Source organism: Pseudomonas sp. KH_027 (assembly GCF_057838565.1).
On the sequence record NZ_CM174470.1, the window covers coordinates 1,941,236 to 1,960,906 of the forward strand.

The following is a 19,671-nucleotide window of genomic DNA, read 5'->3' on the forward strand; positions in this document are numbered from 1 at the left end:
GTGAGGGGAATAACATGAGCAATACCGCATTAGCCGTAAAAGAATCAGTCGTAAAATTCGACATCCGCCGCGTAGCCGGGCGCATTGGCGCAGAAATTCGCGGGGTTAAACTCTCCGCCGAACTGGACGCCGACACCGTCGCCGCCATCCAGCAGGCGCTGGGGGAACACAAGGTGATCTTCTTCCGGGAGCAGACGCACCTCGATGACCTGGGCCAGGAGCAGTTCGCCAAGTTGCTCGGCGAACCCATCGCGCATCCGACCGTGCCGGTGGTCGACGGCACCCACTACCTGCTCGAACTGGACTCGGCCAAAGGCGCGCGGGCCAGCTCCTGGCACACCGATGTGACCTTCGTCGATGCCTACCCCAAAGCCTCGATCCTGCGTGCATTGACAGTGCCAGAGGCGGGTGGCGATACGACCTGGGCGAACACCGCGACGGCCTATAGCGATCTGCCGCAGGAGTTGCGCGAGCTGGCCGACAAGCTCTGGGCAGTGCACAGCAACGAATACGATTACGCCGCCGTGAAGCCGGGCGCCTCGGTCGAGCACCTGGAGAACTACCGCAAGGTTTTCACTTCCACCGTTTATGAAACCGAGCATCCGGTGGTGCGCGTGCACCCGGTCAGCGGTGAACGCACGTTGTTGCTGGGGCACTTCGTCAAGCGCATCAAGGGCTATTCGCAGGCTGACTCCGCGCACCTGTTCAACCTGCTGCAAAGCCATGTGACGCGCCTGGAGAACACCGTGCGCTGGCGCTGGCAGGTCGGCGATGTGGCCATCTGGGATAACCGTGCGACCCAGCATTACGCGGTCGATGACTACGGCACGCAGTCGCGCATCGTGCGGCGCGTGACCCTTGGCGGCGATGTGCCGGTCAGCGTCGACGGCAAGCGCAGCCAAACCACCAAGAACGCCTGAACCGTGCGCAGCTTTCCCTCTCCTTATCCTGGGAGAGGGATGCGCGCTGTGGTTTTCATCCTGAGGACATAACCATGAGCCAAACCGCCACCGCGCTGCGGCATGCCCCGCAAGCGCCACTCGCATTCACCATCACCCCGCTGCAGGCCGCACTCGGCGCCGAGGTCCGTGGCCTGGATGCGCGCCAACCTCTGGATGCCGCACAGGTGCTGGCGCTCAAGCAGGCGTTGCGCGACCACCACATTCTGATCTTCAAGGACCAGCAACTGGGGGACCGACAATTCCTCGACTTTGCCACCTATTTCGGTTCGGTGTTCCAGCCGCCGGCGGACATTCCGGTGCTGTCCTCGGGCGCCGATGGCAAGGCGCCGCAGATCGTCAAAGTGGCCAACACCGGTGACGGCGAGCTGGGCAATTTCGCCCTGCCAGCCCATAGCGATCACCAGTGGACACCGACCCCTTCGGCCGGCTCGCTGCTGTACGCCCTGGAAGTGCCGAGCAAAGGCGGGGAGACCAGTTGGACCAATCTGGCGCTGGCCTATGAAACGCTGGATGAGGCGACCCGGCGCGAGATCGACGGGCTGCGCCTGATCAACTACAACCCCTTCATCCGGCTGAAGAGCGGTGGCTATGGCGGTGGCTTCGTCACCTACCGCACGCCGGATATCGAGCCGATTCAGGGCAGTGAACATCCATTGGTGCGCACCCATCCCGAGAGCGGCAAGCGCTTGCTGTTTCTCAGTGTGCATACCGAAGTGGAAATCCCCGGCTATGACCCGGAACAGGGGCAGGCGTTGATCGGCCGACTGCGCGAGCACCTGGCCAATCCGCAGTTTTACTACACGCATAAGTGGTCGGTGGGCGACATCGTCTACTGGGATAACCAGGCCACCCTGCATGCGCGTACGGCCTTCGATCCGCAGGAGCGGCGCAACCTCAAACGCATCAGTCTGGCCGGTAGCCGCCCTTTCTGATCGGCACGTTGCGGCGCCAAGGCAGAACCCCGTCAGCTGTGCTCGACGGGGTTTTTTTATTGAGCGTGTGTCACTCCTGCAAAGCCATGCGCCGTGCTCATGCCTTAAAAGCATTTTTTCCATGCTGTTCAGTGTCTTTAAATAAAAAACTGATATTTATCATATGGTTATATTTTAATATTCAATTAAGTTATTAAAAAATAAATAAAAATTACTTTTAGAGATAAAGGCGTTCATCAATCATTGTTGCAACGGCGCACAGTCGCTCTATACCGGCCTTTTCGCCTGCTGGCTCAGCTGTAATCGCGCTTTCGTCGGGCGGGCATATTGAGCCGCGGAGGGTGCAAGACACGTAATTCCGAGGAGTTTGTAAATGGGCAATGTCCAGACCATAGCCACTGCACACGAGGTGCGCTGGCGCGAGGCACCACGCGCGGACTTGGTCGACCTCGGCCGCCCACGGCGCGAGCCGCTCGCGCAGAGCCGTCAGCACCATGTCAAACCGCTGCCTGCGTTGAGCCGGCGTGAAAGCGTGCTGCTGGGCCTTTTTGCCGTGGTCTTGCACGGGGCGTTGATCCACTGGCTGAGCCAGCAGGCGACGCCGCCGTTGCCACAAGTGCCAGTGGAAATCCCGCCGATGGAGATCGAGCTGACCCGGCCGGCCCCGCCGGTGGTCGAGCCGCCAGCGCCGGAACCGATTCCCGAACCGGTGGTCGATGAGTTGGCGGTGAAACCACCACCGCCGAAACCGTTACCCAAACCAAAACCCAAGCCGCTGCCACCCAAGCCGGTGCCTAAACCTGTCGCGAAACCGGTCGAAGCGCCGTCCGAAGCGCCCAAGCCAGTGGCACCGCCCGCCGCTCCGGTTGCGCCCGCTCCAGCGCCGGTTACGCCGCCTTCCGCGAGTGCCGGTTACCTGCGCAATCCGGCGCCGGAATACCCGTCCCTGGCGCAGCGGCGCGGTTGGGAGGGCACGGTGTTGCTGCGGGTGCATGTGCTGGCCAACGGCAGCCCGAGCGCGATCCAGGTGCAGACCTCCAGCGGTCGCGAGTTGCTCGATAAGGCCGCGATACAGGCCGTCAAGCGCTGGACCTTCGTCCCGGCCAAGCGCGGCGATGTGGCCCAGGACGGCTGGGTCAGCGTACCGGTGGGCTTCAAGTTGAACTGAACCTGATCGACCGAACCTTTGCACACACACACATTCGCTTCAACGAATTGCCAACATAGATAGAGAGAGAGAACCGAGCATGAACCTACTGGCATCCCCCCTTGAATCCATCGAGCACGCGGTCATCTGGCTGCTGGTGGTGTTTTCCGTTGCGACCTGGGGCCTGGCCCTGTTCAAAGGCCTGCAGTTCGGTCGCCTCAAGCGTCAGGATCGCAGGTTCCAGAAACTCTTCTGGGGCGCCTCCAGCCTCGACGGTGCGGCGGAATTGGTCAACGCCCAACCCGGCGCGGTGTCACGCGTCGCCCAGGCCGGTTTCGGTGCGATTCAGGTGCAGGAGCAGGCGCAGGATCTGAGCCAGGCGATCAATCACCAGGACCGCCTGGAGCGCGCCCTGCGGCAGCAGATCCAGCGCGAGCGGCGCTCCCTGGAATCCGGCCTTGCGGTGCTCGCTTCGATTGGCAGCACTTCGCCCTTTATCGGTCTGTTCGGTACGGTGTGGGGCATTATGGAAGCGCTAAAAGGCATCAGCCTGGCCGGTTCCGCCAGCCTGGAAACGGTCGCCGGGCCGATTGGCGCGGCCCTGGTCGCCACCGGTGTCGGCATCGCCGTCGCGGTGCCGGCGGTGCTGGTTTACAACTATTTTCTGCGCCGCCTGAAACTCAACTCAGCGGACCTCGATGACTTCGCCCATGACTTCTACAGCCTGGCGCAGAAGAGCGCCTTCAAGCTGATCCAACTGCCCAGCGTGAAGCCGACCGCGACCGCGCAGAAAGTGCAGGAGGCGTCCTGATGGCCTTCTCTACGCAAGACAGCGACGAAGTACTCAGCGAGATCAACGTAACGCCGCTGGTGGATGTGATGCTGGTGCTGTTGGTGGTGTTTATCGTCACCGCACCGCTGCTGACCAACGCCATTCCGATCAACCTGCCCAAGACCGAAGCGGTCGCACCGCTCGAGCAGAAAGATCCGCTGGTCGTCAGCATCGACGGCGCGGGCAAGGTGTTCCTGAACAAGGACGAGATCCAGCCCGAGTTGCTGCAAGGCAACCTCGAGGCGGCCAAAGCCAAAGATCAGGAATTGCGCGTGCAACTGCAAGCCGATGAGCAGGTCGACTATGGCCAGGTCGCCAAAGCCATGGCCTCCATCGAGCGTGCGGGCATCACCAAGCTGTCGGTAATCACCGCCCGCTGAACCTCAAGTTTTCGGCTGTCCTTTTATCCGGCAGGGGAAGGACGGCCTTTTTTATGCGCGAGTGTCACGCCAGGGTACGGCGGGTGATGGTTACGGCAGTGGCGACTCAGAAGCGAAGCGAGCAGTCCGTCCGGCGTTCGGAATCTATCGAGGGCCTAGAACGGCTTATCACCGAGGATGGTCGCGCGGTGCATCACGCGGCGGTGCGGGCGGTAGTCGTCGACGGCGTAATGCTGGGTCACGCGGTTATCCCAGAATGCCACGTCGTTTTCCTGCCAGCGCCAGCGAATGAAGAACTCCGGGCGGGTGGCATGGGCGAAAAGCAACCGCAGCAGGGCTCGGCTTTCCGTCGGTTCGAGTTGGTTGATCCGGGTGGTGAAGCCTTCGTTGACGAACAGCGACTTGCGCCCGCTGACCGGATGGGTACGAACCACCGGATGTGCCAGCGGCGGGTTCTTGCGGCAGGTCTCCTCCCAGCGGGCGAGGTCTGCGGCGCTGTTGCCGAAGCGCTCCCGTGGGAAGGATTGGGTGAAGTCGTGGGTCGCCGTCAGCCCTTCGAGCATGTGTTGCAGGGGTTTGGACAGCGCGGCATAAGCGGCAATGCCGCTGGCCCAGAGGGTGTCGCCACCGGCCGCCGGCAATTGTTTGGCGGCCAGCACCGCGCCCAGCGCCGGGGCTTCGAGGAAGGTCACATCGGTGTGCCAGATGGCATTGTCGCGCACGTCGGTGACCGCGGTATCCAGCACCAGAACCTCTGGCTGTTCGGCAATATTCGGGTAGATCGGATGGACGTGCAGTTGGCCAAAGCAGGCGGCAAAGCGCGCCTGCTGCTGAGGGGTCAGTGGCTGCGCGCGGAAGAACAACACCTGATGGTCGAGCAGGGCTTGTTCGATGGCGCGGTGCGCGCCGGGTTCCAGCGGCTGGCGCAGGTCGATGCCGCCGACCAGGGCGCCGAGAGCAGGGCTCAGCGGGGTGATGTGCAGGGACATGGGGTGTCTCTCGAAGAGGATGCCGGGCGATGCCCGGCAAGCAGGGTGAGGTCTTAATGGCTTTGCCCGTGCCAGGGCACCAGTCGGCGCTGCAGTGCCCGCAGGCCCATTTCCAGGGCGAAGGCGATGAAGGCGATGACCAGGATGCCGAGGATCACCACATCGGTGACCAGAAACTGCGCGGCCGACTGCACCATGAAGCCCAGGCCACTGGTGGCGGCGATCAGCTCGGCGGCGACCAGTGTCGACCAACCGACCCCCAGGCCGATGCGCACGCCGGTGAGAATGTCCGGCAGGGCGCTGGGCAGGATTACATGACGGATCAGCTGTGCGCGGCTGGCGCCCAGCGATTGCGCCGCACGCAGCCTGGTCGGGTCGACCGTGCGCACACCGGTGGCGGTGGCGATGGCAATCGGGGCGAAGATCGCCAGGTAAATCAGCAGCACCTTGGACAGCTCACCGATGCCGCACCAGATGACGATCAGCGGCAAATAGGCCAGTGGCGGAATCGGCCGGTAGAACTCGATCAGCGGATCGAGCACGCCACGGGCAATACGGTTGCGGCCGATGGCGATGCCGACCGGAATGGCGCTCAGGACCGCGATCAACAGCGCCAGGCCGATACGGCCGAGGCTGGCACCGAGGTGTTGCCACAGGGTCGACTCCATATAGCCGCTGGTAACCAGCAGCCAAGCCTTTTGCAGCACCGCTGAAGGTGGCGGCAGGAACAACGGTTCGATCAAACCGGCGGCGGTAACGGCCCACCAGAGGCTGAGCAGGCTGGCCAGGGTCAAGGTGCTGATCAGGCGGGTGCTCAGTTTGCGGCGCCGCGCCATGGTTTGCGGCTGCGCGGCTTTCACGAGCGGCAGGTCGAAGCTGCTCATAGGTCGCGCTCCAGTCGCGTTGCGGCGCTACGTTGGGAGAACACCCGGGCCAATACGTGCTCGCGGGTTTCGATGAACAGGGGGTCGGACTTGATCGCCCGTGCCGACTCGCCGGCGGCATAGCGCTGACCGAAGTCCAGTGTCAGGTGTTCGACGATCTGCCCGGGGTTGGGCGCCAACAACACCAGGTCGGTGGCGAGGAACACGGCTTCTTCGATGTCGTGGGTGATCAGCAAGACCGGTTTGGCCGTGCACTGCCAGACTTGCAGCAGCAACTCCTGCATCTGCTCGCGGGTGAAGGCATCCAGGGCGCCGAACGGTTCATCCATCAGCAGCACCCGTGGATCGGCCGCCAGCGCCCGGGCCAGGCCGACACGTTGCTTCTGGCCGCCGGAAAGTTGCCAGATCTGTCGTGTCTCGAAACCGGCGAGGTCGACCAGCGCGAGCATTTCGCGGGCACGGGCTTGCCGTTGCGGACGCGCCATGCCGGCCAGCTCCAGGCCGAAGGCGACGTTGCTCAGGACGTTCTGCCAAGGCAGCAGGGCATCGTCCTGAAACACCACGCCGCGTTCGGCACCCGGGCCGTTAACAGCTACACCATCCAGGCTGATGCGTCCGGCGCTGGGGGCGACGAACCCGGCAATCAGATTGAGCAGCGTGGTTTTACCGCTGCCGGAAGGGCCGAGGGCGACCAGCAATTGTTCCGGGCCCAGGGTCAGGGAAATATCCGCCAGCACCGGCGCAGCCGTGCCGGGGTACTGTGCGCTGATGCGCTCCAGTTGTAACAAGGCCATGACGGCGAGCTCCTTCGAGGTGGCGCAGTATTCGTAGCGGACAAGGCGAAACCCGGCATGGTGCGGGTTTCGCCTGCGGCCATCGGCTTGCTCGGGTTTGGTTTTTTAGGCCTTCAGTTTTTTACGAACTGCGCGCTGACATAAGGGGTGTAGTCCGGCAGCACGCTATCGACCTTGCCTTGCTCCTTGAGAAACACGGCGGTATCGGTGATGGCCTGGGTCGTCGGCGCGCCGAGGGAAATGACTTGGTCAGCCGCCAACGGGAAGACATTGCCCTGCAGCAGCAGTGGAATGTCTTCGGCCTTGGCGCCGGAGAGTTTCACCAGTTTGCCGACGTTGTCCTGGTTGGCCAGCCAGGCTTGCGGGTCCTTGCGGTAGCTGGCGTAGGCGTCGAGGGTCACTTTGGCGAAGGCGCTGACGATTTCCGGGTGCTTGGCGGCGAAGTCCTTGCGCACGATCCAGGCATCGAAGGTTGGCGCGCCGAGCTTGCTTAATTCGCCGGAGGTGATCAGCACTTTGCCCGATTCTTTGGCTTTGCCCAGGGCTGGGTCCCATACGTAAGTGGCATCGATATCGCCACGCTGCCAGGCGGCGACGATGGCCGGCGGGGCAAGGTTGAGAATCTGCACCTTCGATGGGTCGATGTTCCAATGCTTGAGGGCTGCCAGCAGGCTGTAGTGGCCGGTGGAGACGAAGGGCACGGCGATTTTTTTGCCGATCAGATCCTGCGGCGTGTCGATACCGGAACCCGTGCGGGCTACCAGCGCTTCAGCGGCGCCGATCTGGGTGGCGATCAGAAAGGTTTGCACCGGCAGTTGGCGCGTGGCCGCAGCCGCCAATGGGCTGGAGCCGACATAGCCGATCTGTACGTCGCCGGAGGCAATGGCGGTGATCACTTCGGCACCGCTGTCGAATTTGCGCCAGTCGATCTTGGCTTTACTGGCTTTTTCGTACTCGCCATCGGCCTGGGCAACTTTTGCCGGGTCAACGGTGGTCTGGTAGGCCACGGTGAAATCGGCGGCCTGCGCGGTCAAGGCCGAAGCGCCGAAGGTCAGTGCCGCCAGCAGGCGGAGCGGGAATAACGCTTTCATCTTTGAAACTCCTCAAACGGGCTCCGCGCCGCTATTGAGAAGGCACGGATCACTGGACGGTATGAATGGGGCAAGGTGTCCGGTGATCCGGTGCTGCAAAACTAAGCGATCTAAAAAGCTTAATATAAATAATATTTTGGTCTTAGCTTATGAGCGCCGACGCCAGGGTCGTGAGCGGTACCGGGCGAAGGGTGCCCGTCCGCTCGCAAACAGAATGCAAAAAAGTGCTGCACGCTAGATGCACTGCTGTCTTTACGTGCGGCCATAGACCATGTCAGCAAAATCGATAGTGCAAATTAGCGACGTCGCTATTTATCAACTACGGTGTTTTAGTCGATTGTCTGCACGCTATCCAAATGGGGGACCTTACGGATGAAATTGAAAAGCTCCTTAGCCATAGCTGTTGGCTCTTTGATTGGAACGCTTTCGCTTGGCGCACTGGCCCAGGGGCAAGGCGCGGTTGAGTTGGAGGCTTTCGGTAAGCGCTACTTCACTGACAGCACGCGTGAGTTGACCAATGGCAACCTGCTGGGCGGCTCCGTTGGTTATTACCTGACCGATGATGTGGAACTGGCCTTGTCCTATGGCGAATACCACGACCTGCGCTCGGATCTGGATAACGCTGGCAGCAGCAAGGACATCAAAGGCGCCTTGGCGTCCCTCGATGCCATCTACAACTTCGGTACTCCGGGTGTAGGCCTGCGTCCTTACGTTTCCGCCGGCTTTGCTCATCAGAGCATCGGCCAAGCGGCCCGTGGCGGCCGTGACCGCACCACGATGGCCAACATTGGCACCGGGCTGAAGTACTACTTCACCGAGAACTTCTACGCCAGGGCGGGGGTAGACGGTAACTACAACATCGACCGTGGCGACTCCGAGTGGGCTGCTGGCGTTGGCGTGGGTGTGAACTTCGGTGGTGGCAAGCCGGCTGAGCCGGTTGCGGCACCTGTGGCTGAAGTCTGCGCCGACAGCGACAACGATGGCGTGTGCGACAACGTCGACAAGTGCCCGGACACCCCGGCCAACGTCACCGTTGACGCCGATGGCTGCCCGGTTGTTGCCGAAGTGGTGCGCGTTGAGCTGGACGTGAAGTTCGACTTCGACAAGTCGAAAGTCAAAGAAGAAAGCTACGGTGACATCAAGAACCTGGCTGACTTCATGAACCAGTACCCGGCCACTTCCACCTCTGTTGAAGGTCACACTGACTCCGTCGGTCCTGACGCTTACAACCAGAAGCTCTCCGAGCGCCGTGCAAACGCCGTTCGTGAAGTGCTGGTCAACCAGTACGGTGTTGGCAGTGAGCGCGTAAACGCTGTGGGTTACGGCGAGTCCAAGCCGGTTGCAGATAACGCTACCGAAGCTGGCCGCGCGGTTAACCGCCGCGTGGAGGCCGAAGTGGAAGCCCAAGCCAAGTAACGGCTTTGGCGGCAGAGAAAACCCGGCTCCGGCCGGGTTTTTCTTGGCCGCCGCAAAAGCCTGCTGCAGCTGACACACTCTCGATGTGCCGGGTCAGGCATACAAGGCCCGTTTACCACGGGCCTGCGCATCTGTGTACCTGCGCCGAGCACTAACAGTATGATCGTCGTTCTTGCCGGGCGGGTCTGTCGCCTGGCGCTGTCGAAGCGAGCCTCGAGCGTGCCTTTCTTCCGTCGTAATCCTGTTCGTTCGCCTGCTGCCATGCTACTGGCAGTTGTGCTGTTGCTGCCGCTTGCTGGCTGCATGAATGCGCCCGTGGCACCCTCCGTCCGAGGGCTGCCTGAGCGGGTAGAGCTCAGTGGCGTACCGTTCTTTGCCCAAACCGCCTACGAGGGCGCACCTGGGGCTCTGGCGATTCTGCTGTCGCAACAGAATGTCGTCACTACGCCTGGCCTGGTCGCCAAGAAGCTGCAACTGCCAGGTCGCGAGGACCGGTTGCAGGAGAATATGCCGCGCCTGGTGAATGAGCACGGGCTGCTGGTCTACCCCCTCGATGCGCAGTTACCTGAGCTGTTGGCCCAGGTTGCGGCCGGTTTCCCGGTCTTGGTGCGCTTCAATAACGGTTTTGGCTGGGTCGCTTTGCCACGCTATGCGGTGCTGATCGGCTATGACCGGGCGGAGCAGACGCTGTTGCTGCGCTCGGGGATGAACCGACGGCTGGCGCTGGACTTCGATGACTTCGAATCAGCCTGGGACGCAGCCGGGCACTGGGCCGTGCTGGTCCAGGCGCCGGCGCAATTGCCAGCGAACGTGGATCGGCAGCGCTGGTTGGAAGCTGCGTCAGCATTGGAGCAGGCCGGGCAGAAGCTCGCGGCGAGTAACGCCTATCGCGCTGCCGAGCACTTGTCGCCGACCTCGCAAACAACAACGGCGCCCTAGGGCGCCGTTGTTCTGTGCTCGCGGCTCAAACCCCGAGCTTGTCACGCAGGCTGTAGTACCAGGCCCCCAACGCGCTGAACGGCACCTGGAACAGTTGGCCGCCAGGGAAGGGGTAGTGCGGCAGGTCGGCAAACGCGTCGAAACGCTCGGCTTGGCCGCGCAGGGATTCCGCCAGCACCTTGCCGGCCAGGTGCGTGTAAGTCACGCCGTGGCCGCTGCAGCCCTGCGAGTAGTAGATGTTGTCGCCAATGCGACCGACCTGAGGCAGGCGCGAGAGGGTCAGCAGGAAGTTGCCGGTCCAGGCGTAGTCGATCTTCACGTCCTTCAACTGCGGGAACGTCTTGATCAGTTTCGGCCGGATGATCGCTTCGATATTCGCCGGGTCGCGGGCGCCATAGACCACGCCGCCGCCGAAGATCAAGCGCTTGTCACCGCTCAGGCGGTAGTAGTCGAGCAGGTAGTTGCAGTCTTCGACGCAATAGTCCTGCGGCAGCAGGCTCTTGGCCACCTCGTCGCTCAGCGGTTCGGTGGTCAGCACCTGAGTGCCGCACGGCATCGACTTGGCCGACAGTTCAGGAATCAGGTTGCCGAGGTAGGCGTTGCCCGCGACTACCACGAACTTGGCTTTAACCCGGCCTTGTGGGGTGTGAATCACCGGGTTGGCGCCGCGTTCGATACGAATGGCCGGCGATTGCTCATAAATGCTGCCGCCCAGGGATTCGACGGCAGCGGCTTCGCCCAGCGCCAGATTCAGCGGGTGGATGTGGCCGCCGCTCATGTCCAACATGCCGCCGACATAGTTGTCGGTCGCCACCACCTCACGAATGCGCGTGGCATCCATCAGTTCGAGCTGGGTATGGCCGTAGCGCTCCCAGAGCTTTTTCTGCGCTTCGAGGTGCTTCATGTGTTTGTGCGTGTTGGCCGCAAACACGCCGCCGTCTTTCAGGTCGCACTGAATGTTGTACTTGGCGATGCGCTCGCGAATGATGCGGCCGCCTTCGAACGCCATCTGCCCGAGCAGTTGTGCTTGTTTCGGGCCGACGGTGCGCTCGATCACGTCGATGTCGCGGCTGTAGCTGTTAACGATCTGCCCGCCATTGCGCCCGGAAGCGCCAAAGCCGACCTTCGCCGCTTCTAATACGGTGACCTTAAAGCCATTTTCCAAAAGGAACAGGGCAGTAGACAGCCCGGTATAGCCGGCACCTATGACGCAGACGTCTGTCTCCACTTCTCCGGCCAGTTCCGGGCGTGCAGGCACCGGGTTGGCTGATGCGGCGTAGTAGGACTGCGGATAAGGAGTGTGTGCCATCTTGCAACCTCTGTTTTATATTTTTTACGGGTGTGACGATGCTACCCGAGTTGAAAATGCCCGGCTAGTGCCCTGTGCGAAATATTAAACGCGTGGCTGAACGGTAAAAAATACGTTTATTCAGAGAGTTAGCGAAAAAAGTATTGACACTTTTCGGCGTGTCCGTAGAATGCGCGTCCATTGCAGGCACGTAGCTCAGTTGGTTAGAGCACCACCTTGACATGGTGGGGGTCGTTGGTTCGAGTCCAATCGTGCCTACCAAATTAAAAAGGGTCGCTTAGGCGACCCTTTTTTATTGGGCGCTTGTCAGTGCTTCGGCTTTCTGAAAGCATCCCCAATTCTTCAAATCCCCAGTGACTGCGGTTCGGTCCAGGTTGGCCTTAGGGCTCCTGCCATTGTGAGGCGGGTATACCGCCGGATCGCGTACTGGCTAATCCCACCCATGTGACCTTTGGTAGGGGTCACCACTAGGAGAGGAAGCGCCATGCCTGTTATTACTCTTCCCGACGGCAGTCAGCGTTCGTTCGATCATCCGGTCTCTGTAGCCGAAGTGGCTCAATCCATTGGCGCGGGCCTGGCCAAGGCCACGTTGGCGGGCAAGGTCAACGGTGCCTTGGTCGATGCCAGTGATCTGATCGACAGCGATGCGACCCTGCAGATCATCACGCCGAAAGACGAGGAAGGGCTGGAGATCATCCGCCACTCCTGTGCGCACCTGATCGGTCATGCGGTCAAGCAGCTCTATCCGACGGCCAAGATGGTGATCGGCCCGGTCATCGATGAAGGCTTCTATTACGACATCGCCTATGAGCGCCCCTTCACTCTGGAGGACGTGGCGGCCATCGAGCAGCGCATGCAGCAGCTGATCGACACCGAATACGATGTCATCAAGAAGATGACCCCGCGTGCCGAGGTGATCGCCGAGTTCGCCGCACGTGGCGAAGAGTACAAGCTGCGCCTGGTCGAGGACATGCCCGAGACTCAGGAAATGGGCCTGTACTACCACGAAGAATACCTCGACATGTGCCGCGGTCCGCACGTGCCGAACACCCGCTTCCTCAAGGCTTTCAAGCTGACCAAGCTGTCGGGCGCCTACTGGCGTGGCGATGCCAAGAACGAGCAGCTGCAGCGCATTTACGGCACGGCTTGGGCCGACAAGAAGCAGCTGGCCGCCTACGTGCAGCGCATCGAAGAAGCCGAGAAGCGCGATCACCGTAAAATCGGCAAGCGCCTGAACCTGTTCCATACCCAGGAAGAAGCGCCGGGCATGGTGTTCTGGCATCCGAATGGCTGGACCCTGTACCAGGTGCTTGAGCAGTACATGCGCCAAGTGCAGCGCGAAAACGGTTACCTGGAGATCAAGACGCCCCAGGTCGTCGATCGCAGCCTGTGGGAGAAATCCGGGCACTGGGCCAACTACGCCGAGAACATGTTCACCACCGAGTCGGAAAACCGCGACTACGCAATCAAGCCGATGAACTGCCCTTGCCACGTGCAGGTGTTCAATCAGGGCTTGAAAAGCTACCGCGAGCTGCCGATGCGCCTGGCCGAGTTCGGTGCCTGCCACCGTAACGAGCCGTCCGGTGCCTTGCACGGCATCATGCGGGTGCGTGCATTCACCCAGGACGATGCGCACATCTTCTGCACCGAAGAGCAGATGCAGGCCGAGTCCGCGGCGTTCATCAAGCTGACCCTGGATGTCTATGCCGACTTCGGCTTCAAGGATATCCAGCTCAAGTTGTCCACTCGCCCGGAAAAGCGTGTGGGTTCCGATGAGTTGTGGGATCGTGCCGAGGCGGCACTGGCCGCTGCGCTGGACAGTGCCGGCCTGCCGTATGACCTGCAGCCGGGCGAAGGTGCCTTCTATGGCCCTAAAATCGAGTTTTCTTTAAAAGATTGTCTCGGTCGGGTGTGGCAATGCGGTACCCTGCAGCTCGATTTCAACCTGCCAGTGCGTCTGGGGGCTGAGTTCGTCAGCGAAGACAACAGCCGCAAGCACCCGGTGATGCTGCATCGCGCGATCCTGGGTTCTTTCGAACGCTTCATTGGCATGCTGATCGAGCACTATGAGGGTGCGTTTCCGGCTTGGCTGGCGCCGACTCAGGCTGTGATATTGAATATCACCGATAAACAGGCTGATTTTGCTCTCGAAGTTGAAAAAAAGCTCAACCAAAGCGGGTTCCGTGCCAAGTCTGACTTGAGAAACGAAAAAATCGGCTTTAAAATCCGCGAGCATACTTTGCTCAAGGTTCCCTATCTCTTGGTTATTGGAGATCGGGAAGTTGAAATGCAAACCGTCGCCGTGCGTACGCGAGAAGGTGCTGACCTGGGCTCAATGCCCGTCGCCCAATTCGCAGATTTTCTCGCTCAGGCGGTTTCCCGGCGTGGTCGCCATGATACGGAGTAATTATTATTAAGCGTGAAATGAGACAAGATAAACGAGCTGCCCCGAAAGCCCCGATCAACGAGAATATCTCGGCACGCGAGGTTCGGTTAATTGGCGCTGACGGCGAGCAAATTGGCATCGTCTCGATTGATGAAGCGCTTAGAATTGCCGAAGAGTCCAAGCTGGACCTGGTGGAAATCTCCGCTGATGCGGTTCCACCGGTCTGCCGCGTGATGGACTACGGCAAGTCGATCTTCGAAAAGAAGAAGCAAGTTGCTGCTGCGAAGAAAAACCAGAAGCAGATACAGGTTAAAGAAATCAAGTTTCGTCCAGGGACGGAGGAAGGGGATTACCAGGTAAAACTACGCAACCTGGTACGTTTCCTTAGTGATGGGGACAGGGCCAAGGTGTCATTACGATTCCGCGGCCGTGAGATGGCGCATCAGGAGCTGGGCATGGAGCTGTTGAAGCGGGTTGAAGGTGACCTGCTTGAATACGGCACTGTTGAACAGCATCCAAAGATGGAAGGACGCCAGCTGATCATGGTCATCGCCCCCAAAAAGAAGAAATAACCACCAGGGCACGGCAGGCCTTGCGGTTATGTTTATCAACTGAATGCGGAGTATCCGAACATGCCAAAAATGAAAACCAAAAGCGGTGCAGCGAAGCGTTTCTTGAAAACGGCTTCGGGTTTCAAGCACAAGCACGCTTTCAAGAGCCACATCCTGACCAAAATGTCCACCAAGCGTAAGCGTCAACTGCGCGGTAGCACCATGGTGCATCCGTCTGACGTGGCAAAGGTGGCGCGCATGCTGCGCGTTCGTTAATTTCGGTCAAGAACTAGAGGAAGTTACTCATGGCTCGTGTTAAGCGTGGCGTTGTTGCTCGCCGTCGTCATAAAAAAATTCTGAAACTCGCTAAAGGCTACTATGGCGCACGCTCACGCGTGTTCCGCGTTGCCAAGCAAGCGGTAATCAAGGCAGGCCAATACGCCTACCGTGACCGTCGTCAGAAAAAACGTCAGTTCCGCGCATTGTGGATCGCCCGTATCAACGCTGGCGCTCGTATCAATGGCTTGTCCTACAGCCGTTTCATCGCTGGCTTGAAAAAGGCAGCGATCGAGATCGACCGTAAGGTACTGGCTGATCTGGCAGTGAACGAAAAAGCGGCGTTTGCTGCGATTGTCGAGAAAGCGAAAGCCGTACTGGCTTAAGTCCCCGACAGTCACCGGGCTCGCCCGGTGCTAAACGTCACCAATAGGGGAAGAGCCTTCGTGCTCTTCCCCTATTTCGTATCTGGAGTCTGTAAATGGAAAACCTGGATGCGCTGGTCTCTCAAGCTCTAGAGGCCGTGCAACACACCGAAGACGTCAATGCCCTGGAGCAGATCCGGGTTCATTATCTTGGCAAGAAAGGCGAACTGACTCAGGTGATGAAGAGCCTGGGCAACATGTCTGCTGAAGATCGCCCGAAAGTCGGGGCTCTGATCAACGCGGCCAAGGAGCGTGTTCAGGACTCGCTTAATGCTCGCAAGCAATTGCTTGAGCAGGCAGCGCTGAGCGCCAAGCTCGCCGCTGAATTAATCGACGTCACCCTCCCAGGTCGTGGTCAGACTTCTGGCGGCCTGCACCCGGTTACCCGGACGCTGGAACGCATCGAACAGTTCTTCACCCATATCGGCTACGGCATCGCCGAAGGCCCTGAGGTCGAAGACGATCACCATAATTTCGAGGCGCTCAACATCCCTGGCCACCACCCGGCGCGGGCGATGCATGACACCTTCTATTTCAATGCGAACATGTTGCTGCGCACCCATACCTCGCCGGTACAGGTGCGCACCATGGAGACGCAACAGCCGCCGATCCGCATCGTCTGCCCAGGCCGTGTTTATCGCTGCGACTCGGATATCACCCACTCGCCGATGTTCCACCAGGTCGAAGGTCTGCTGGTGGACGAAGGCATCAGCTTTGCCGACCTCAAAGGCACCATCGAAGAGTTCCTGCGGGTGTTCTTCGAGAAGGATCTGGGCGTGCGTTTCCGTCCGTCTTTCTTCCCCTTCACCGAACCATCGGCTGAAGTCGATATGCAGTGCGTGATGTGCAGCGGCAAAGGTTGCCGGGTCTGCAAACAGACGGGCTGGCTGGAAGTCATGGGCTGCGGCATGGTCCACCCCAATGTGCTGCGCATGTCTGGCATCGACCCAGAAAAGTACCAAGGCTTTGCCTTCGGTATGGGGGTTGAGCGTCTGGCCATGCTGCGTTACGGCGTTAACGACTTGCGTCTGTTCTTCGACAACGACCTGCGATTCCTCGCGCAATTTCGCTAGGCCGCTGGCCCGTAACCTTTTTCCAGGAGAAGAGCAGGATGAAATTCAGTGAACAGTGGCTGCGCAGCTGGGTAAGCCCGAAGGTTTCCCGCGATGAGTTGGTGGCGCGTTTGTCCATGGCCGGTCTTGAGGTCGACAGCGTGACGCTGGCCGCCGGTGCATTCAGTGGGGTGGTGGTGGGTGAGGTGCTGAGCACCGAGCAGCACCCGGATGCGGACAAATTGCGCGTTTGCCAGGTCAGCAATGGCACCGATATCTTCCAGGTGGTCTGCGGCGCGCCGAATGTGCGCCCGGGCCTGAAGATTCCTTTCGCCATGATCGGTGCCGAGCTGGCGGACGACTTCAAGATCAAGAAAGCCAAGCTGCGCGGCGTTGAATCCAGCGGCATGCTCTGCTCGGCTTCCGAGTTGCAGATCAGCGCTGACAATGACGGCCTGATGGAGCTGCCGGCCAATGCGCCGGTTGGTCAGGATATCCGTGCTTACCTCGACCTGGACGACGCCAGCATCGAAGTCGACCTGACGCCGAACCGTGGCGATTGCCTGTCGCTGGCCGGCCTGGCGCGTGAAGTCGGTGCTCTGTATGCCGCCGAGGTTACGCGCCCGGTGGTTGCCGTCGTGCCGGCGGTGCATGACGAAGTTCGTCCGGTAGACGTGCTGGCGGCAAAAGCCTGCCCGCGCTACCTCGGGCGCGTGGTGCGCAATGTCGACCTGTCCAAGTCTACGCCGCTGTGGATGGTTGAGCGGCTGCGCCGTGCCGATGTGCGCAGTATTGACGCCGCGGTGGACATCACCAACTACGTGATGCTCGAACTCGGTCAGCCGATGCATGCGTTTGACCTCAACGAGATCAACGGCGGCATTCGTGTACGCATGGCGGAAGAGGGTGAGAAGCTGGTTCTGCTGGATGGCCAGGAAGTCAGCCTGCGTGCCGATACGCTGGTCATCGCCGACCATCAACGCGCCCTGGCGATTGCCGGGGTGATGGGGGGGGAGCACAGCGGTGTCGCTGCCGGCACCCGTGACCTGTTCCTCGAAAGCGCGTTCTTCGACACCATCTCGGTGGCCGGCAAGGCGCGCTCCTATGGTCTGCACACCGACTCCTCACACCGCTTTGAGCGCGGTGTGGATTGGCAGTTGGCGCGTGAGGCGATGGAGCGTGCGACGGGCTTGTTGCTGGAAATCGTGGGTGGCGAGCCAGGGCCGATCATTGAAGTGGTCAGCCAGGAGCACCTGCCGAGCATTGCGCCGATCACGCTGCGTGCCGAGCGCATCAGTCAAATGCTCGGGCTCGAGATCGCCGCGGAGGAAGTCGAGCGCCTGCTCAGCGCTCTGGGTCTGCAGATCGTGCTGGAGCAAGCGGGGCAGTGGCGTGTGAGCGTGCCAAGCCATCGTTTCGATATCAGCCTGGAAGTCGACCTGATCGAAGAGCTTGGTCGCCTATATGGCTATAACCGCTTGCCGGTTCGCTATCCACAAGCCCGCCTGGCGCCACAGCCAAAGGCCGAGGCCCGCGCCGAGCTGCCAGCCTTGCGCCGCCTGCTCGTGGCCCGTGGTTATCAGGAGGCGATCACCTACAGCTTCATCGACCCAAAATTGTTCGAGCTGTTCAGCCCAGGCGTCGAGCCGTTGATGCTAGCCAACCCGATCTCGACCGATATGGCAGCCATGCGCTCGTCGTTGTGGCCGGGCCTGATCAAGGCCGTGCAGTACAACCTCAACCGTCAGCAGTCGCGTATTCGCTTGTTCGAAAGCGGTCTGCGCTTCGTCGGCCAGCTTGAAGGCTTGAAGCAGGAAGCCATGCTCGCCGGCGTTATCTGCGGTGCACGCATGACCGAAGGCTGGGCCAATGGCCGTGAAGTGGTCGACTTCTATGATGTGAAGGCCGACGTGGAGGCGCTGCTTGGTTTCTCCGGTGCGCAAAGCGCGTTCAGTTTCGTGGCGGGCGAACATCCGGCTCTGCATCCGGGCCAGACGGCGCGGATCGAGCGTGATGGTTGTCTCGTGGGGTTTGTCGGCGCCATCCACCCGGAGCTGAGCAAGTCCTTGGACCTGGATCAGCCGGTCTTCCTGTTCGAACTGGTGCTGGCTGAAGTGGCTCAGGGGTTGTTGCCCAAGTTCCACGAGCTGTCGCGCTTCCCTGAGGTGCGTCGCGATCTGGCGCTGTTGGTGGATCGGGACGTGGCTGCCGATGCCATTCTCGGGGCTATTCGCGAGGCTGCGGGTGAATACCTGACAGACCTCAAGCTATTTGATGTGTATCACGGTAAAGGTATTGATCCGCATAGAAAAAGCTTGGCGGTCGGCTTGACCTGGCAGCATCCATCGCGCACTCTTAATGACGATGAGGTGAGTACTACAACGCAGAATATCCTCACCTCGCTGGAAGAAAGGTTCAACGCCACGTTAAGGAAGTAGCGTATGGGGGCTCTGACGAAAGCTGAAATGGCCGAACGTCTTTACGAAGAGCTAGGCCTGAATAAACGGGAAGCCAAGGAATTGGTGGAGCTGTTCTTTGAGGAAATCCGGCAGGCGCTGGAGCTTAACGAGCAGGTCAAATTGTCGGGTTTCGGCAATTTCGACTTGCGCGATAAACGTCAGCGTCCCGGCAGGAATCCAAAGACGGGAGAGGAGATTCCGATCACCGCTCGCCGCGTGGTTACCTTTCGCCCAGGGCAGAAATTAAAAGCCAGAGTTGAGGCTTATGCTGGAACCAAGTCATAACGACGAGTTGCCGCCCATACCCGGTAAACGCTACTTCACGATCGGTGAAGTAAGCGAACTCTGTGCGGTCAAGCCGCACGTGCTGCGGTATTGGGAGCAAGAGTTCACTCAGCTCAACCCGGTCAAGCGGCGCGGCAACAGACGCTATTATCAGCGCCAGGATGTGCTGATGATCCGGCAGATCCGCGCGCTATTGTATGACCAGGGCTTCACCATCGGCGGCGCGAGGCAACGCCTTTCCGGTGACGAAGCCAAGGATGATACGACCCAGTACAAACAGCTCATTCGGCAGATGATTACCGAGTTGGAAGACGTTCTTCACGTCTTACGTAAGTAGCCTTAAGCTTTCAAAAAACTTCCACTTTTCAAAAGCTTAATGTATAGTTCGATCCGCTTTCGGCTGTATGCGGAAGTGGGTTAACGCCTAGTCGGGGCGTAGCGCAGTCCGGTAGCGCACTAGCATGGGGTGCTAGGGGTCGAGTGTTCGAATCACTCCGTCCCGACCATATTCTTCAATGACTTAGGCCAATGTTCGCGCATTGGCCTTTTTCATGCGCGTGAC

The 19,671-nt window shown here is 60.2% G+C and carries 20 protein-coding genes and 2 tRNA genes; 17 read left to right on the forward strand and 5 right to left on the reverse strand.

What is annotated here, in order from left to right:
- Positions 1–14 precede the first annotated feature (14 nt).
- The 5 genes from AC3IYG_RS09185 (at position 15) to AC3IYG_RS09205 (ending at position 4,253) form a co-directional block, all read left to right on the forward strand.
- A complete protein-coding gene (locus tag AC3IYG_RS09185; protein ID WP_489313464.1) occupies positions 15–920 on the forward strand; it encodes a TauD/TfdA dioxygenase family protein in 906 nt (301 codons plus the stop codon).
- A 74-nt stretch (positions 921–994) separates the two neighbouring features.
- Positions 995–1,894 (forward strand): TauD/TfdA dioxygenase family protein, encoded by a 900-nt coding sequence (locus AC3IYG_RS09190; RefSeq protein WP_489313465.1) that lies wholly within the window; start codon positions 995–997, stop codon positions 1,892–1,894.
- Between the two features lie 373 nt (positions 1,895–2,267).
- The gene (locus tag AC3IYG_RS09195; RefSeq protein WP_489313466.1) at positions 2,268–3,062 is read left to right on the forward strand and encodes an energy transducer TonB; all 795 of its coding nucleotides are present in this window, start codon (positions 2,268–2,270) and stop codon (positions 3,060–3,062) included.
- Between the two features lie 79 nt (positions 3,063–3,141).
- Positions 3,142–3,852, forward strand: coding sequence for a MotA/TolQ/ExbB proton channel family protein (locus tag AC3IYG_RS09200; protein WP_489313467.1), 711 nt, complete (start codon positions 3,142–3,144; stop codon positions 3,850–3,852).
- Complete coding sequence (locus AC3IYG_RS09205) at positions 3,852–4,253, forward strand: ExbD/TolR family protein (RefSeq protein ID WP_489313468.1); 402 nt, start codon at positions 3,852–3,854, stop codon at positions 4,251–4,253. The genes AC3IYG_RS09200 and AC3IYG_RS09205 overlap by 1 nt, the downstream gene beginning before the upstream one ends.
- Before the next feature lie 155 nt (positions 4,254–4,408).
- Here AC3IYG_RS09205 and tauD read toward each other — a convergent pair whose 3' ends face one another.
- The 4 genes from tauD to tauA all read right to left on the reverse strand — a co-directional run bounded on the left by tauD (position 4,409) and on the right by tauA (position 8,011).
- Positions 4,409–5,242, reverse strand: a complete 834-nt coding sequence (gene tauD, locus AC3IYG_RS09210) for a taurine dioxygenase (RefSeq protein WP_489313469.1) — start codon at positions 5,240–5,242, stop codon at positions 4,409–4,411.
- Positions 5,243–5,295: 53 nt separating this feature from the next.
- A complete protein-coding gene (gene tauC / locus AC3IYG_RS09215) occupies positions 5,296–6,126 on the reverse strand; it encodes a taurine ABC transporter permease TauC (protein WP_489313470.1) in 831 nt (276 codons plus the stop codon).
- Positions 6,123–6,920 carry a taurine ABC transporter ATP-binding subunit gene (gene tauB, locus AC3IYG_RS09220; protein ID WP_489313471.1) on the reverse strand — a complete coding sequence of 266 codons (798 nt, stop codon included), beginning with the start codon at positions 6,918–6,920 and terminating at the stop codon, positions 6,123–6,125. The genes tauC and tauB overlap by 4 nt, the downstream gene beginning before the upstream one ends.
- Before the next feature lie 113 nt (positions 6,921–7,033).
- Positions 7,034–8,011: a taurine ABC transporter substrate-binding protein gene (gene tauA, locus AC3IYG_RS09225; RefSeq protein WP_489313472.1), complete on the reverse strand. Its 978-nt coding sequence runs from the start codon at positions 8,009–8,011 to the stop codon at positions 7,034–7,036.
- A 372-nt stretch (positions 8,012–8,383) separates the two neighbouring features.
- Between tauA and AC3IYG_RS09230 the strand changes: the two genes are divergently transcribed.
- The gene (locus AC3IYG_RS09230) at positions 8,384–9,427 is read left to right on the forward strand and encodes an OmpA family protein (protein ID WP_489313473.1); all 1,044 of its coding nucleotides are present in this window, start codon (positions 8,384–8,386) and stop codon (positions 9,425–9,427) included.
- A 159-nt stretch (positions 9,428–9,586) separates the two neighbouring features.
- The gene (locus tag AC3IYG_RS09235; RefSeq protein WP_489313474.1) at positions 9,587–10,366 is read left to right on the forward strand and encodes a PA2778 family cysteine peptidase; all 780 of its coding nucleotides are present in this window, start codon (positions 9,587–9,589) and stop codon (positions 10,364–10,366) included.
- 25 nt (positions 10,367–10,391) lie between these two features.
- Here the strand turns inward: AC3IYG_RS09235 and AC3IYG_RS09240 are convergent, their stop codons facing one another.
- Positions 10,392–11,675 carry an NAD(P)/FAD-dependent oxidoreductase gene (locus AC3IYG_RS09240; RefSeq protein WP_489313475.1) on the reverse strand — a complete coding sequence of 428 codons (1,284 nt, stop codon included), beginning with the start codon at positions 11,673–11,675 and terminating at the stop codon, positions 10,392–10,394.
- 184 nt (positions 11,676–11,859) lie between these two features.
- On the opposite strand from AC3IYG_RS09240, the gene AC3IYG_RS09245 reads away from it, so the two are divergent.
- From AC3IYG_RS09245 to AC3IYG_RS09290, 10 genes are all read left to right on the forward strand, one after another.
- Positions 11,860–11,936 (forward strand) — tRNA-Val (locus tag AC3IYG_RS09245).
- A gap of 223 nt (positions 11,937–12,159) precedes the next feature.
- Positions 12,160–14,082, forward strand: coding sequence for a threonine--tRNA ligase (gene thrS / locus AC3IYG_RS09250; RefSeq protein ID WP_489313476.1), 1,923 nt, complete (start codon positions 12,160–12,162; stop codon positions 14,080–14,082).
- Positions 14,082–14,633: a translation initiation factor IF-3 gene (infC, locus tag AC3IYG_RS09255; protein WP_489313878.1), complete on the forward strand. Its 552-nt coding sequence runs from the start codon at positions 14,082–14,084 to the stop codon at positions 14,631–14,633. Before thrS ends, infC begins: the two co-directional genes overlap by 1 nt.
- 60 nt (positions 14,634–14,693) lie before the next feature.
- Positions 14,694–14,888, forward strand: coding sequence for a 50S ribosomal protein L35 (gene rpmI / locus AC3IYG_RS09260; protein WP_010489097.1), 195 nt, complete (start codon positions 14,694–14,696; stop codon positions 14,886–14,888).
- Positions 14,889–14,917: 29 nt separating this feature from the next.
- Positions 14,918–15,274 carry a 50S ribosomal protein L20 gene (gene rplT / locus AC3IYG_RS09265; protein ID WP_108096687.1) on the forward strand — a complete coding sequence of 119 codons (357 nt, stop codon included), beginning with the start codon at positions 14,918–14,920 and terminating at the stop codon, positions 15,272–15,274.
- Between the two features lie 95 nt (positions 15,275–15,369).
- The gene (gene pheS, locus AC3IYG_RS09270; RefSeq protein ID WP_489313477.1) at positions 15,370–16,386 is read left to right on the forward strand and encodes a phenylalanine--tRNA ligase subunit alpha; all 1,017 of its coding nucleotides are present in this window, start codon (positions 15,370–15,372) and stop codon (positions 16,384–16,386) included.
- 38 nt (positions 16,387–16,424) lie between these two features.
- The gene (gene pheT / locus AC3IYG_RS09275; RefSeq protein WP_489313478.1) at positions 16,425–18,803 is read left to right on the forward strand and encodes a phenylalanine--tRNA ligase subunit beta; all 2,379 of its coding nucleotides are present in this window, start codon (positions 16,425–16,427) and stop codon (positions 18,801–18,803) included.
- Between the two features lie 3 nt (positions 18,804–18,806).
- A complete protein-coding gene (gene ihfA / locus AC3IYG_RS09280) occupies positions 18,807–19,109 on the forward strand; it encodes an integration host factor subunit alpha (protein WP_003243414.1) in 303 nt (100 codons plus the stop codon).
- Positions 19,090–19,446 (forward strand): MerR family transcriptional regulator, encoded by a 357-nt coding sequence (locus AC3IYG_RS09285; protein ID WP_489313479.1) that lies wholly within the window; start codon positions 19,090–19,092, stop codon positions 19,444–19,446. Before ihfA ends, AC3IYG_RS09285 begins: the two co-directional genes overlap by 20 nt.
- Before the next feature lie 92 nt (positions 19,447–19,538).
- Positions 19,539–19,615: transfer RNA gene (locus tag AC3IYG_RS09290), tRNA-Pro, on the forward strand.
- Positions 19,616–19,671 lie beyond the last annotated feature (56 nt).

Coding starts and splice junctions, on each gene's coding strand:
- tauC (WP_489313470.1), bottom strand. CDS start 6,126: ATGAGCAGCTTCGACCTGCCGCTCGTGAAAGCCGCGCAGCCGCAAACC.
- pheT (WP_489313478.1), top strand. CDS start 16,425: ATGAAATTCAGTGAACAGTGGCTGCGCAGCTGGGTAAGCCCGAAGGTT.
- AC3IYG_RS09205 (WP_489313468.1), top strand. CDS start 3,852: ATGGCCTTCTCTACGCAAGACAGCGACGAAGTACTCAGCGAGATCAAC.
- AC3IYG_RS09230 (WP_489313473.1), top strand. CDS start 8,384: ATGAAATTGAAAAGCTCCTTAGCCATAGCTGTTGGCTCTTTGATTGGA.
- AC3IYG_RS09190 (WP_489313465.1), top strand. CDS start 995: ATGAGCCAAACCGCCACCGCGCTGCGGCATGCCCCGCAAGCGCCACTC.
- AC3IYG_RS09200 (WP_489313467.1), top strand. CDS start 3,142: ATGAACCTACTGGCATCCCCCCTTGAATCCATCGAGCACGCGGTCATC.
- AC3IYG_RS09235 (WP_489313474.1), top strand. CDS start 9,587: ATGATCGTCGTTCTTGCCGGGCGGGTCTGTCGCCTGGCGCTGTCGAAG.
- tauB (WP_489313471.1), bottom strand. CDS start 6,920: ATGGCCTTGTTACAACTGGAGCGCATCAGCGCACAGTACCCCGGCACG.
- AC3IYG_RS09195 (WP_489313466.1), top strand. CDS start 2,268: ATGGGCAATGTCCAGACCATAGCCACTGCACACGAGGTGCGCTGGCGC.
- tauD (WP_489313469.1), bottom strand. CDS start 5,242: ATGTCCCTGCACATCACCCCGCTGAGCCCTGCTCTCGGCGCCCTGGTC.
- rpmI (WP_010489097.1), top strand. CDS start 14,694: ATGCCAAAAATGAAAACCAAAAGCGGTGCAGCGAAGCGTTTCTTGAAA.
- AC3IYG_RS09185 (WP_489313464.1), top strand. CDS start 15: ATGAGCAATACCGCATTAGCCGTAAAAGAATCAGTCGTAAAATTCGAC.
- thrS (WP_489313476.1), top strand. CDS start 12,160: ATGCCTGTTATTACTCTTCCCGACGGCAGTCAGCGTTCGTTCGATCAT.
- rplT (WP_108096687.1), top strand. CDS start 14,918: ATGGCTCGTGTTAAGCGTGGCGTTGTTGCTCGCCGTCGTCATAAAAAA.
- pheS (WP_489313477.1), top strand. CDS start 15,370: ATGGAAAACCTGGATGCGCTGGTCTCTCAAGCTCTAGAGGCCGTGCAA.
- tauA (WP_489313472.1), bottom strand. CDS start 8,011: ATGAAAGCGTTATTCCCGCTCCGCCTGCTGGCGGCACTGACCTTCGGC.
- AC3IYG_RS09240 (WP_489313475.1), bottom strand. CDS start 11,675: ATGGCACACACTCCTTATCCGCAGTCCTACTACGCCGCATCAGCCAAC.
- AC3IYG_RS09285 (WP_489313479.1), top strand. CDS start 19,090: ATGCTGGAACCAAGTCATAACGACGAGTTGCCGCCCATACCCGGTAAA.
- ihfA (WP_003243414.1), top strand. CDS start 18,807: ATGGGGGCTCTGACGAAAGCTGAAATGGCCGAACGTCTTTACGAAGAG.